Here is a 13347-nt window from a genome sequence, read left to right as displayed (position 1 = left end):
CGATGCGGCAATTATAGGAACGGACTGTACGCGGCCACGGCGCTCCCGCTTGCGCCAACCTGATACGGGTGGCTTCGCACTGGCGCGCGATTTGGTCTACTGGCAATCACACAAACCTTGCATCGGGAGACTAGCCATGGGCGTACTTAGCGGCATCCGCGTGATCGAATTCGAAGCCATCGGGCCCGGCCCGTTCGGCACCATGTTGCTGGCCGACATGGGGGCCGACGTACTGCGCATCGACCGCCCCCTGGCCCCCACGGACCTGGGCCCGAAGTCGGCCACTGGCAAGCGCGTGGACATTACCGGACGCGGCCGGCGCTCGGTCACGCTGGACCTCAAGCAGCCGGACGCGCGCGCGGCCGCGCTGGACCTGATGGCACGCGCCGATGTGGTCATCGAAGGCTTCCGGCCTGGCACGATGGAGCGGCTGGGTCTGGGCCCGGCGCAGGCGCTGGAAGCCAATCCGCGCCTGGTCTATGGCCGCATGACTGGCTGGGGCCAGACCGGACCGCTGGCGGCACGCGCCGGCCACGATCTCAACTACATCGCGCTGTCGGGCGTGCTGTCCGGCATGGGCCGTGCCGGACAGGCACCCGTGCCGCCGCTGAACCTGGTGGGCGACTACGGCGGGGGCGGCATGTTGCTGGCGCTCGGTGTGGTGGCGGCGCTGCTGAATGTGCAGCGCGGCGGCAACGGCCAGGTGGTGGACGCCGCGATGATCGAAGGTGCGGCGCAACTCGGATCGGTGGTCTGGGGCATGCTGGCGTCGGGTAACTGGCGCGAATCGCGCGAAAGCAACCTGCTCGATGGCGGCACGCCGTGGTACGACAGCTATCAGACCCGCGACGGACAATACATGGCAGTGGGCGCGGTCGAGGCGCGCTTCTATGCGCAACTGCTCGAGCGCCTTGGTCTGGCCAACGACGATCTGCCAGCCCAGCACGATCGCAACGGCTGGCCGGTGCTACGCCAGCGCTTCACCGAGGTCTTCCTGACCCGGACGCGCGACGAATGGTGCGCCGTATTCGAGGGCAGCGATGCATGCGTGGCGCCCGTGCTCGGCTTCTCGGAAGCGCCAGACCACGCCCAGCATCGGGCGCGCGGCAGCTTTGTCGAGATCGAGGGGGTGGTACAGCCCGCCCCTGCGCCACGCTTCCTCGGTACGCCATCGGAAGCGCGCCGCGGTGCTACGACGCGCGGCCAGTATGGCGGGGCCGCATTACGCGACTGGGGGCTCGACGATGCCGACATTGCCCGCTTGCGCGGCTTGGGCCTCGGCTTTATCGAGGAGGCGTGACATGGCACCGTCGACAGCTTCGCTCAGGCTGGCCGCGCCTTGCGCCAATCTTGGCGTACCGCCAGGTTACCGGCGACTGATGATTCCCAACGGCTTCATGGAGATCTGCGGCGATTTCTACCTCCACGATACCGAACCGGTGATGGCCGCCCGCATCACCGCTGCGCACCTGAATCTCCAGGGCATTGTGCATGGCGGCTTCCTGGCGACGCTGGCTGACTCGGCCTATGGATCAATCTTGCGCCGCGATAACCCGGATCTGATGCCACGCACCGTGCAACTGAGCGTGAACTATCTCGGGGCCGTGCTTGAGGGCGATTTCGCGGAGGCGCGCGTGACATTCAACCGGGTTGGCAGGCGGCTCGCCTATGGGAACTGCGATGTCAGCGTGGCGGGCCGCATGGTGCTGCAGACCACGGCGGTGTTTTCGGTGATGCGTGCCACGCCGGCCGATCAGGTTTCACCCTGACCAAGGGGTATCCCGCCCACACCACGCGGGTGGCGCGGTTTCGCCGCCGATGGCCTACCTTTCCGATCAGACCACGACAGGAGACACCAGCATGCATATCAAGGTTCTGATCGCCGCCACCATGCTCGCCGCCAGCGCCACCTGCGGCGCACAGGGCTACCCTGCCCGCCCCATCACGATGATCGTGCCCGGGCCGCCGGGCGGGGCCACCGATACCATGGCACGCGCGCTGGCAGAGGACCTCGGCAAGCGGCTCGGGCAGCCGGTGATCGTCGACAACAAGGCCGGCGGCGCCGGCATCATTGCCATACAGGCGGTGATCCGCGCGCCTGCCGACGGCTACACGCTGCTGCTGAGCCATTCCACCCCGCTGATCAGCACCCCCCATCTGTATGCCAGCGTCCCCTATGACGTGCGCCGCGACCTGGCGTTCATCTCCGAACTGTGCCTGGGGCAGACCGTGCTGGTGGTCAACAACCTGGTTCCCGCGAAAACCATGCGCGAGTTCCTGGCGTGGGCCGCGCAGAACAAGGGCAAGGTCAGCTACGGGTCGTACGGCGTTGGCAGCATGCCGCATGTGCTGGGTGCCCACCTGAACCGTACGCGCGGCCTGGACATGACGCATGTCGCCTACAAGGGCGAGGCACCACTCGCGGTGGACGTGATGGCGGGCAATGTCCAATGGGCGATCGCCTCGATGACCTCGCTGGGGCCGCATATTCGCAGCGGCAAGTTGCGCGCGCTGGCCGTGGTGGGCGACCATCGCGTCAAGGGCATGCCAGATGTGCCAACGCTTGCCGAAGCTGGCACAACCGACCAGGAATTGCGCCCGCCAGCGTGGCTGGGCCTGCTTGCACGGGCGGGTACGCCTGCGGCCGATCTCGCCAAGATCGAGGCCGCCACGCGTGCGTCAATCGCATCCGACAGCATGCGCCAGCGGCTCGACGCGTTGGCGCTGGAGCCGGTGGGCAACAGCGGAGCGGACTTCCGCAAGGACTTCGACGCGAGCGAACCCGTCATGGCGCGCCTGATTCGCGACAGCGGCGCGAAGCTGGATTAGCGCTCTTTGGAGCCGGCACGGCCCTCTCAAGCCGTGCCGGTGCGCAACGCAGTGTTGCGTAGCGTGAGGATGGCCTCGTACCGCGTTGAAACTTCGAGCTTGGCGTAGATCTGGCGCAGATTCCACTTGATGGTGTCCACGCTCAGGTTCAGCGCCTGTGCGATGTGCTTGTTTGACATCGACTGGTCGAGCAACGCCATGATGTCGCGCTCGCGCGGGGTCAGGCGCTCGGGGCATGTACTGGCCTGCCGCTGGCGTGTGGTCATCGGCAGGCACACACCCGCGCTGGGCTCGGCATGGGCGGGCGCGCGGACCTGTGCAAGCCATTCATCTCGCACGCTGTCGCCTGAAGGCGCGGTGTCATCGAGCAGTGGCCCGATGCCGGGCTCGTCGCGTAGGGTCCGCAACAGGCCAAGCCGCAAGCCGGCCGCCAGCGCGGATTCGAGATGACGTCGCGCCTCATCTGAACGTGCCAGCGCCGCGTTTGCTCTCGCCAGCAACAGGTCGGTCACGGCGCCCAGCCCCTCATTGTCGGAGCGGATCGATTCAATCAGTGCAAGCGCCTCGGCTGGCCGATCATCAGCCAGTGCCACGCGTGCTCGCGAGAGCGTCGCGATGGTCGCCACATCGCGCGCACGCGGGCTACTGTCGGCGTTTCCCACCAGCGTATCGAGCTCTGCCTGTAGCTGGGCCGCGTGGCGCAAATCGGCCGACTGCAACGCAAACAGCACGCGTTGGGCCTGGCATCGCGCGCGTACGCGCGCCAGTCCGCGTGCCGTGGCGTGAGCCTGGGCATCGCTCAGTGTCGTGCGCGCACCATGCCGGTCACCGGCGAGCCATTGCAGCCGGGCCTGGCATAGTGTGGCCACGATCAATACGTCGGGCGACGAATATCTTGCAAGATCGGCCCGGCAGGCCAGCGCTTCCGTCGCTTCCTCGGTGCGTCCAAGTTCGAGCAATGCCGCCGCGACCGGTACGGCGCACATGCAGGCGCTGACCGAACGGCTGCCATGCAAGGCCTGGGCGAGGCGCGCGGCGGGCATGCCGATGGCCAATGCCTCGTGCGCGTCGCCCTCTATCAGCATTGCCAGTGCCGCACCCCCGTGCGCCATCAGCGCGATCTCGTCCGGTGCATTCGCCAACGATGGCAGTGGCCGCATCTCGCGATGGAGCATGGCATCACAGCGCACGCCGAGCCCGGTGCGCAGTACTTCGAGCGACGGGTGAGCAAGCGGGCCGTCGCCAAGCCGGGACAACCACAGTGCCATGCCTGCGGGGTCATCCTGCTGCAATGCAAGACTTGCGCGGAGCAACGCGATCTGCCCGGTCACATCCTCCTGGCTATCGAGTTGCGCCAGCCAGCGATGCGCATCGTCGATACGGGCAGCGACCGTGCACGCCCACGCGGCGGCGAGCAGCATTGCGGATTCCTGGCCATTGCGACCCAGTCCGGCGCCATCGATCCAGGCAGGCAAGTTGCGCAACTGGCTGATGGCCGGCATGGCGGGCATGGCTTCGCGCACCACGCTTACTACGAGCCCGGCATCATCGGCGCGCATCGCGTGTGCCAATGCCTCGGCATGATTGCGTTCCCGCAACCAGCCGATTGCCGCGTTGCGATGCAGCGCACGCAATGCCTGCGGCGCCAGCACGACAGTGCCGCGCAGCCATGCTGCCAACATCGGATGTACCGTGTACCAACCCGCATGCCGGGCATCGGCATTGACAAACATTCCCTGCCCGGCCAGCGTCTTCAGCGTATTCGCGGCGCCGGCCTCGGTGACGCCGTTGATGGCAGCCGCAAGTGCCGTGCTGCAGCGGCCAAGCCAGGCAAGGCGGCACAGGAAGTCACGGTGCGCGTCGCTCATTGCCGGGGCGATCACCTCGGACCAGTAGGCGGTGAGCGCGGCAGGGCAATCTTGCGTGTATGGGTCTTGCGTACGCGCGGCGCCGAGCAGGCGCACGCCGGCAGGCCAGCCACGCGTCAGTTCGTGCACGCGCGCGGCGGTTGTCTGCGTGTGTGTCGCAGCCAGGCACGCGGTGGTTTCGGCCAGGTTGAACGCCAGCGCAGCGTCGCCAATCTCGCACAAGGCGGCCTGCGCGGCGAGCCGGCCGTAGCGCAGCAGCGGACGCCTTCGCGTGGCAAGTACCACATGCAGGCGCGGCAGACCCGCATCGACCAGCGTCTGCAAGACATCCCATGCCGCAGGGTTGCGCAGGCATTCGCCGGCGTCGAGCATCAGGTAATGCTCATCGGGCATCATGGCCAGCGCCGCGACCAGCAGGCCTACCGTGTCGGGCAGTTGGCCGATACCTGCGCTGGTGCCGATGGCGGTGCAAAGCCGCGCGGGATCGTCGTCCTGTGCGTCGAGCGTCAGCCAGCTCACGCGCGCACCGGCGCCAACCAGGTTGCGGCGCCATTGCGCCATGAGCGTGGTCTTGCCGTATCCGGGACTGGCGGCCAACAGCACGAGGCCGGCATCCCTGCTGCCGTGCAGGCGCGCCAGCAATTCCTCGCGCGCGATCATGCCGCCGCTAACCCGCGGCGGCATGAGCTTGTGAGGGGAAATACACCATTGCATCGATTTCGGCTCCATACCCGCGACGACCACTGTGCGCAGCATAGGCGTTCGCGCGCGTGCGGCGATGGGTTGCTACGGTTCCCCACCTGAAGCGGGTGGGCCGGCTGCTTCGCTCAGTATTGTGCTGCGAACGACACCCCGATCACCACCCCGGCGAGTAGAATCGGCTGGCATTGGGGCTCCGCCCTGCAGCGCGCCACGCTTGCCGCTGGCGCCAGCCATCCATGTCCCTGCCCTCTTCCGCGCCAATGGCATCCGATTCGGCCGGGATTTCTCCGCTATCGGCGGCCCGCGCGCATCCACGCGCCACGGCCCGGGTGGTGTCACGCGAGCGCCTGCTGGCGCAGTTGACCGAGGCACGCCGTCGCCGCTGCATCGTGATCCAGGGACCCGCCGGCTTCGGCAAGACCGCGTTGCTGGTGGCGTGGCGGCTCGACCTGCGTGCGCTGGGCTTCGACATGACCTGGGTGACGCTGTCCCGCGATGACAACGACCTCGCGCACTGGATGGACCACGTTCTGTCCAGCCTCGCGCAGATCAGTCCCGCCGTCGTCCGCGAAGCGGCGTTACTGGCCAGGAGCGACACTCTGGATGCGGAAGCCGCCGAACGCATGATCATTGCCCTGGTTGGCGGTGTCGCGGCTTGTCCGCGCGAACTGGTGCTGGTGTTCGACGAACTGCACCACGTGGCCAATCCGCGCGTGCTCGAAGCATTGCAGTGGTTGCTTGACTACGCCCCGCCCAACCTGCATGTCGTGCTGGCATCGCGCAGCCAGGTGCCGCTCTCGTTGGGCCGCCTGCGTGACCAGGACATGGTGTTGGAGCTCGATCAGCGCGACCTGCGCTTGACCGCAGAAGAATCGCGACGCTTCCTGGTCACGCAGCTCGCGGAGATTGACGCGCGCGATGCGCGGCTGCTGCACGAACTGACCGATGGCTGGGTGGCGGGCCTGCAGCTGTTTGCCACGCACTGGAAACGCAAGAAGCAGAACGCCAGCAGCGTGTCGTTCGTCAATGACTTCGTGCGGGCCAACGTGCTGAATGCCGGCGCATTCGCCGATTACTTCGAGCGTGAGGTGCTGTCGCGCCTGGCAACTGACGAAGCCGAGTTGCTGGTACGGGCGGCCGCATGCGAGCGCTTCTGCGCGTCACTGTGCGTGGCGCTGACCGGTGCCGGCGACGACGCCGAGCCGTCGATTTCGGCGCTGCTTGCGCGGCTCGAAAGCGAGAACCTGTTTATCGAACCGGTCCAGGGCCCCGATCGCGCGCCCTGGTACCGCCTGCATCCATTGCTGCGGGAAACCCTGTCCGAGCGTTTCCGCGAGCGTGGGGCCGACGTGTGCCAGGCCGTCCATGCTGCTGCATGGCAGTGGTTTCGTGATCACCGGCTGCTGGTCGAAGCGGTACGGCACGCGGTGTTGGCCCGCGAAACCGGCACGGCCGCCGATCTGGTGGCGCGCTACGCGCCCACGCTGGTGGGGCGCGGGGAACTTCGCAAGGTAACCGGCCTGTTGCGCCAGTTGCCCGACGCGGAGGTGCGCGCGCGGCCGGTGTTGCGGCTGCTGACCGCGCAGGTCCATGCGTTCACGCATGCGCTCGATGCCGCGCGCGCCGAGCTCGACTCGCTCGATGCCGATTTGCCGCCCGATGGCCCGCTGCGCCACCGTCTGAGCCAGCTCCGGATGATGGTGATGGTGCTGGCCGATGACACCGAAAGCGCCCAGCAGCTACTGCCGGTGCTGGAATCGATGCCCGACGACGCGGGTGCGCTGCTGATCGGCGCGCGCAACAACCTGCTGACCTGGCTGTACATGCATCTTGGCGACTACGAGCGCGCGCGTGCGATCCAGACCGACAATGCGCCGCTGATCGTCGAAGGCGCCCCGCTGCTCGGAACGGCCGCCGGCATGCTCAACGGCCAGTGCATGGCGGGCTTCAGCTACGCGATCGAGGGCAACGTCAAGCAGGTGGAGCATATTGCCCGCGACGTGCTCAGGCAGGCTGAACAGGCCCGCACGCAGGCTGGTATCTATCGGGCCGAGCCGGAGTACTTCGCCGCCGCATTGCTCGGTGGAGTCCTATACGAACACAACCAGATCGACGCCGCGCTGGATCTGCTGGCGCCACGCGTGGACGTGCTCGAACGCGTCTCCATTCCCGATTCGGTGCTGCGGGTTTTCATCACGCTGGCCGCCTGCCACGCCGTGCGGGGCCAGTATCTGGACGCCTTCGCGTATCTGGAACGGCTTGAGGAGCATGGCGCCCGCGAACGGCTGGACCGCCTGCTGGCCCACAGCCTGGCCGCCCAGGCACGCCTGCATGAGCGTGCAGGCCAGCGGGACGCCGCGGATGGCTGTCTCGGTCGGCTGGCGGCGCTGGCCGCCAGGCACCGCAACGCCCCGACGGGCACCATGGACGAGGTGCGGCACGCGTGGCTACGCGCGGCCATGCTGTCACAACTCGCGCGGGGACAGCACAAGGCTGCCTGCGAATCCGCGACCCCGTTGCTGGCGTTGTGCGAAGCGCGTGGGTGGCAACGGCATTCTGCGCAGGCGCAGTGGATGGCGGCGCTGGCCGAGCACGGCGCTGGCAATATCGGCGCGGCACGGGAACGGGTATCCAGCGCGCTGCGTGCCGGGCACCGGCTTGGCTTGCTGCGAACGCTGCTCGACGTGCAGCCTGACGCGCTGGCCCTGCTGTCCCCGCTGGTGCAGCCCGACCACGCACCGGCCGACCCGGTGCTGGCGTTCTATCTCGATCGACTGCGCACAGCGAGTGCCGCGCTACAGGATGGCGTTGAGACGGTCTCCCCGGCCTCGGTGCGCACGCTGGCCGAGCCGCTCAGCGAGCGGGAGGCCGACGTGGTGGAATTGCTCGGCCAGGCACTTCCCAACAAGAAGATTGCCCGCACGCTGGGCTTGTCGCCCGAGACCGTGAAGTGGCACCTGCGCAATATCTTCCGCAAGCTCGACGTGACATCGCGCGATGAAGCGGTGGCGCGGGTGCGCGACCTGTCCCGGCCGAGCTGAAGCCCGTCCCGCGTCTCCCTGCCACCTGACATGGGTGGTGGTAGCCCGCCCCGCGTGGGCGTAACTTGGTGGCATTCGATCGCACATCCGATTCCCAGGGGTCGGACCAGCGACACCATGCCAAGCGGCGCGCTACGCGTCGCAGACCGAGGAGACGCGTTCCATGACTGCATCATCCGCTGTCCGCAGCGACACGCCCCCCAAGTTCCGCCCGACCGTCTTTCCCGAACGCCAGACGCTGGTCGAGACTCGCGCCGATGGAACCATTGTGCTGCGCTGCGCAAATCCGCCCGCCAACCCCGCCCAGCGCGGGCTTGGCGAATTCGCCGCGCATTGGGCCGCCGAACGCCCGCACCAGCGCGCGTTTGCGGAACGCGGCGCTGATGGCGCCTGGCGCGCCATCAGCTATGCCACGCTCTGGCACCAGATCCAGGCGGTGGGTGCCGCGCTGCTGGAGCTTGGCCTGGGGCTTAATCGTCCGCTGATGATCCTGTCCGGCAATTCGATCGAGCAAGCCGTGCTGCTGCTTGCCGCCGAATATGTCGGGGTACCGATGGCGCCGGTGTCGCCTGCGTACTCGCTCGTGAGCAAGGATTTTGCACGACTGCGTGACGTGGTTGCGCTGGTGCCCCCGGCTGCGATTTTCGTGCAGGATGCTGCCCCCTTCGCTCGGGCGCTCGACTTCATCGGCCAGCCCGGTGTACCGGTCATCGCGGTAAGCGGGATAGCGGAGGGCCAGTTGCCATGGGCCGATCTCGTGGCGACCACTTTGACTCCCGCCCGCCGCGCGGCGGTGCAGGAAGCCCACGCCGCGATTCGCGACGAGGATACCGGCCGTGTGCTTTTTACCTCGGGCTCCACCGGTACGCCCAAGGGCGTGGCGCTGTCTCACGCCAACCTGCGCGCGGTGATTGCGTACTACATCGACAGCTACCGCCCGCTGCTGGAACGGCCTTCCACATATTTGGACTGGCTGCCCTGGCACCACGGGCTCGGCGGCGTGCTGAACCTGACGCGCGTGGTCACGCTGGGTGGCAGTCACTATATCGATGATGGCCGTCCGCTGCCGGGCCAGTTCGAGCGCACGGTGCGAAACATGCGCGAGGTTGCGTCCACGGTCTTCACGGCGGTGCCGTCGGCATGGTCGATGCTCGTGGCCGAAGCCGAGCGCGATCCGGACGTCGCGCGCAACCTGTTTTCCGAGGCGGTCAACTTCTCTTACGGCGGCGCCAGCCTGCCGCGCGATATCTGGGAGCGCATCCACGCGCTTTCCGAGCGCACGATTGGCGAGCGCGTGGCGTTCTGCTCGGGTCTCGGGTGCACGGAATCGAGCGGTATCGGCCTCTATTGCACGTGGCCCAGCGACACCACCGGCAACATCGGTGTGCCGGCCCCGGGCGTGTCGGCCAAGCTCGTGCCGCTCGATGGTGGCGATGGTCGCCATGAGATCCGCATCAAGGGTCCGTCTCTCTTTACCGGCTACATCGGTCGTCCCGACCTGACCGAGGCGGCATTCGACGAGGAAGGCTACTTCCGCATGGGCGATGCCGTGCGCCTGGTCGATCCCTCGGATCCTGCGCGCGGCCTGTCGTTCGCCGGACGCGTGGCCGAAGACTTCAAGCTGACCAATGGCACGTGGGTACGTACGGGCGCCGTGCGACTGGCGCTGGTCGAACAATGCGCGCCGTTGCTGACCGACGCCGTGATCTGCGGCCACGACCACGATTACCTGGCGGCCCTCGCATGGCCCAATGTGGCGGCGTGCCGCCAACTGGCACCGGAACTGGCAGCGGCCGATGCCGCGGAGCTGGTGCGCCATCCGGTGGTCATCAATGCCATCCGCGAGCGCCTGCGCGCCGCGGGCGGCACCGCAAGCCTGTCCGTGCGGCGCGTGATGCTGATGGCCGAGCCACCGTCGATGGACGCCAATGAAATCGCGGACAAGGGTTACGTGAACCAGGCCGCCACGCGTGCGCGTCGCGCCGATCTGGTGCAGGCCCTGTTCGATCCCAATCCTGCCGCCCATATCGCCCAACTTGCTCGCGCGGCTTAGGCGCCGGCATTACCCAACATCCCCAGAGGAGATTTTCATGCAGATTCAACGTAGCGTCTTCCGAGACGACCACGAGATGTTCCGCGAGACCGCACGCCGCTTCCTGGAACGCGAATGCCTGCCGCGCCAGGCCGAATGGGACCGCGCCGGCAAGGTCGACCGCGAGACCTGGCTCAAGGCCGGCCGCGAAGGCCTGCTGTGCATGACGCTGCCGACCGAGTACGGTGGCGGTGGCGGTGACTTCGGCCATTCGGCCGTGTTCAACGAGGAACTGGCCCGCGTGGGTGTCAGCGGCCTGGGCTTTGGCGTGCATTCGGACATCATCGCGCCCTACCTTGCCCGACTTGGCAACGAGGAGCAGAAGCAACGCTGGCTGCCGAAGGTGTGTTCGGGCGAATGGATCCTGGCCATCGGCATGACCGAACCCGGCACCGGCAGCGACCTGAAGGCCGTACGCACCACCGCCGTGCGCGATGGCGACGAGTACGTCATCAACGGCAGCAAGACCTTTATTTCCAACGGCCTGAATTGCGACCTGATCATCATGGTCTGCAAGACCGACCCGGCCGCCGGTTCGCGCGGCGTGAGCCTGATCGTCGTCGAAGCAACTCGCGAAGGTTTCCGGCGCGGTCGCAAGCTCGAAAAAGTGGGCCAGCACGCGCAGGATACCGCCGAGCTGTTCTTCGACAATGTGCGTGTACCCGTGGCCAACCTGCTTGGCGAGGAAGGCAAGGGCTTCTCGTACCTGATGGGCGAACTGCCGCAGGAGCGCCTGTCGATCGCCGTGGGTGCGGCCGCCAAGCTCGAAGCCTGCCTCGAGCACACGATCCAGTACGTAAAGGACCGCAAGGCGTTCAACCAGACCGTATGGGACTTCCAGAACACCAAGTTCAAGCTTGCCGACATCAAGGCCCAGGCCATTGCGGTGCGACTGATAGTGGATCACTACCTTGGTGAACACATCCGTCGTCGCCTGACGCTGGAGGAAGCGGCCGTGGCCAAGCTCTACTCGACCGAGGCACTGGGCAAGGCGCTCGACGACCTGGTCCAGCTTCATGGCGGCTACGGCTACATGCTCGAGTACCCGGTTGCACGCGCGTTTGCCGATTCCCGCGTTACGCGCATCTACGGGGGCACCAGCGAAGTGATGCGCGACCTGATCTCGCGCAAGCTCTGAACCATAGCAAACCACCCACCTACAGGAGACACTTCATGACTCGCAAGGTCTTTGTTGCCGGCGCCGGCATGATTCCGTTCAAGAAGCCGGGCACCAGCGATACCTATGACGTGATGGGCGCCACCGCCACGCGCCAGGCCCTCGAAGACGCCGGCGTGCGTTACGAGGATGTGCAGCAGGCATACGTCGGCTACGTGTATGGCGATTCCACCTCTGGCCAGAAGGCGCTCTACCACGTCGGCATGAGCGGCATTCCGGTCATCAACGTGAACAACAACTGCGCCACAGGCTCGTCGGCGCTGTTCCTGGCGCGCCAGGCCGTGGCAAGCGGCGCGGTGGAATGCGCGCTTGCGCTGGGTTTCGAGTACATGGGCCCCGGCGCGCTGAAGTCTGTCTGGACCGACCGCGCCAGCGCGCTGGAACGGGCGCTGGACCTGACCGACGAACTGGTGGGCAAGACCGAGGGCATGAGCAACGCCATCCGCCAGTTTGCCGGCGCCGGCCAGGCACATATGCGCAAGTACGGCACCAAGCTCGAAACCTTCGCAAAGATCCGCGCCAAGGCCAGCCGCCATGCGGCCAACAACCCACTGGCCGTCTTTCGCAATGTACTGAGCACCGAGGATGTCATGAACGCCCCGATGCTGTGGGATGGCGTGCTGACGCGCCTGATGGCCTGCCCGCCGACCTGTGGCGCGGCAGCCGCGGTGGTGGTTTCCGAGGATTACGCGCGTCGTCATGGCCTGCGGACCGACGTGCTGATCGCCGCCCAATCGCTGACCACCGACCGTCCGGAAAGCTTCGGCAGCGACATGATCCGCCTGGTGGGTTTTGACATGACGCGTGAAGGTGCGCGCCAGGTCTACGAGCAGGCCGGCGTGGGTCCGCAGGATATCGACGTGATCGAACTGCACGACTGCTTTGCCCAGAACGAACTGCTGACCTACGAAGGCCTTGGCCTGTGCGACGAGGGCTGTGCGGAACAGCTCGTCAATGCAGGCGACAACACCTATGGCGGCAAGTGGGTGGTCAATCCGTCAGGCGGCCTGCTGTCCAAGGGCCATCCGCTGGGCGCTACCGGCCTGGCGCAGTGCTACGAAATGGTGCAGCAACTACGCGGCACGGCGGACCAGCGTCAGGTTGCGGGCGCACGCCAGGCGTTGACACACAACCTTGGCCTTGGTGGCGCCTGCGTGGTCACGCTCTACCAGAAGCACGACTGAGGAAGCCCGCCATGATTGACAAGAAGCATATCGGCAAGGTCGTTGCCGACTTCCGGGCATCGGTGCCCGCCAGCCAGTTGCGTTTCTTCGCCAAGGCCACCGGTGAGACGCGTGCGGCCTGGATCGACGAATCCGCGGCGCGTGATGCGGGGCACCGCGGCCTGCCACTGCCACCGACGTTCCTGTTCTCGCTGGAACTGTCGAATCCTCCTGGTGCATGGCGCGAGGAACTCGGCATCGTCACCGAGCGCATCCTGCACGGCGAGCAGTCGTTCACCTATCACCGCATGGCGTATGCAGGGGATGTGCTGCACTTCCGGACCACCGTCACCGACATTTACGACAAGAAGAATGGCGCGTTGGAGTTCGTGGTACGGGAGACGCATGTCCGCAACCAGAACGACGAGCATGTGGCGGACCTGCGCAGCGTGCTGGTACAGCGCAATTGACAGGC

General features: G+C 66.7%; 9 protein-coding genes. 8 read left to right on the top strand and 1 reads right to left on the bottom strand.

All coding sequences use genetic code 11. From position 1 onward, the window contains the following. Positions 1–136 precede the first annotated feature (136 nt). The 3 genes from ACO550_RS28405 (at position 137) to ACO550_RS28395 (ending at position 2829) form a co-directional block, all read left to right on the top strand. Positions 137–1300, top strand: coding sequence for a CoA transferase (locus tag ACO550_RS28405; protein WP_315598637.1), 1164 nt, complete (start codon positions 137–139; stop codon positions 1298–1300). A 1-nt stretch (position 1301) separates the two neighbouring features. Next, the gene (locus tag ACO550_RS28400; protein ID WP_315598638.1) at positions 1302–1769 is read left to right on the top strand and encodes a PaaI family thioesterase; all 468 of its coding nucleotides are present in this window, start codon (positions 1302–1304) and stop codon (positions 1767–1769) included. A 91-nt stretch (positions 1770–1860) separates the two neighbouring features. Continuing rightward, a complete protein-coding gene (locus ACO550_RS28395) occupies positions 1861–2829 on the top strand; it encodes a tripartite tricarboxylate transporter substrate-binding protein (protein WP_315598639.1) in 969 nt (322 codons plus the stop codon). Positions 2830–2855: 26 nt separating this feature from the next. Here ACO550_RS28395 and ACO550_RS28390 read toward each other — a convergent pair whose 3' ends face one another. Further along, positions 2856–5381 carry a LuxR C-terminal-related transcriptional regulator gene (locus ACO550_RS28390; protein WP_315598640.1) on the bottom strand — a complete coding sequence of 842 codons (2526 nt, stop codon included), beginning with the start codon at positions 5379–5381 and terminating at the stop codon, positions 2856–2858. Between the two features lie 254 nt (positions 5382–5635). Here ACO550_RS28390 and ACO550_RS28385 point away from each other — a divergent pair, with 254 nt between their 5' ends. From ACO550_RS28385 to ACO550_RS28365, 5 genes are all read left to right on the top strand, one after another. Further along, positions 5636–8440, top strand: a complete 2805-nt coding sequence (locus ACO550_RS28385) for a winged helix-turn-helix domain-containing protein (protein WP_315598641.1) — start codon at positions 5636–5638, stop codon at positions 8438–8440. 163 nt (positions 8441–8603) lie between these two features. Then, complete coding sequence (locus ACO550_RS28380) at positions 8604–10493, top strand: AMP-binding protein (RefSeq protein ID WP_315598642.1); 1890 nt, start codon at positions 8604–8606, stop codon at positions 10491–10493. Positions 10494–10530: 37 nt separating this feature from the next. Then, the gene (locus tag ACO550_RS28375; RefSeq protein WP_485995039.1) at positions 10531–11670 is read left to right on the top strand and encodes an acyl-CoA dehydrogenase family protein; all 1140 of its coding nucleotides are present in this window, start codon (positions 10531–10533) and stop codon (positions 11668–11670) included. 35 nt (positions 11671–11705) lie between these two features. After that, a complete protein-coding gene (locus ACO550_RS28370) occupies positions 11706–12893 on the top strand; it encodes a lipid-transfer protein (protein WP_315597720.1) in 1188 nt (395 codons plus the stop codon). Positions 12894–12904: 11 nt separating this feature from the next. Next, positions 12905–13342 carry a MaoC family dehydratase N-terminal domain-containing protein gene (locus ACO550_RS28365; RefSeq protein ID WP_315597719.1) on the top strand — a complete coding sequence of 146 codons (438 nt, stop codon included), beginning with the start codon at positions 12905–12907 and terminating at the stop codon, positions 13340–13342. Positions 13343–13347 lie beyond the last annotated feature (5 nt).

The sequence above is a fragment of the Cupriavidus sp. genome, assembly GCF_057315035.1.
The sequence above is the reverse complement of the archived record's forward strand: the minus strand, read 5'-3'. Positions and strand labels throughout refer to the sequence as shown.

Bases quoted from the DNA above. Each gene is read 5' to 3' on its own strand.
- ACO550_RS28395 (WP_315598639.1), top strand. From the start codon at position 1,861: ATGCATATCAAGGTTCTGATCGCCGCCACCATGCTCGCCGCCAGCGCC.
- ACO550_RS28365 (WP_315597719.1), top strand. From the start codon at position 12,905: ATGATTGACAAGAAGCATATCGGCAAGGTCGTTGCCGACTTCCGGGCA.
- ACO550_RS28380 (WP_315598642.1), top strand. From the start codon at position 8,604: ATGACTGCATCATCCGCTGTCCGCAGCGACACGCCCCCCAAGTTCCGC.
- ACO550_RS28390 (WP_315598640.1), bottom strand. From the start codon at position 5,381: ATGCCGCCGCGGGTTAGCGGCGGCATGATCGCGCGCGAGGAATTGCTG.
- ACO550_RS28385 (WP_315598641.1), top strand. From the start codon at position 5,636: ATGTCCCTGCCCTCTTCCGCGCCAATGGCATCCGATTCGGCCGGGATT.
- ACO550_RS28370 (WP_315597720.1), top strand. From the start codon at position 11,706: ATGACTCGCAAGGTCTTTGTTGCCGGCGCCGGCATGATTCCGTTCAAG.
- ACO550_RS28400 (WP_315598638.1), top strand. From the start codon at position 1,302: ATGGCACCGTCGACAGCTTCGCTCAGGCTGGCCGCGCCTTGCGCCAAT.
- ACO550_RS28405 (WP_315598637.1), top strand. From the start codon at position 137: ATGGGCGTACTTAGCGGCATCCGCGTGATCGAATTCGAAGCCATCGGG.
- ACO550_RS28375 (WP_485995039.1), top strand. From the start codon at position 10,531: ATGCAGATTCAACGTAGCGTCTTCCGAGACGACCACGAGATGTTCCGC.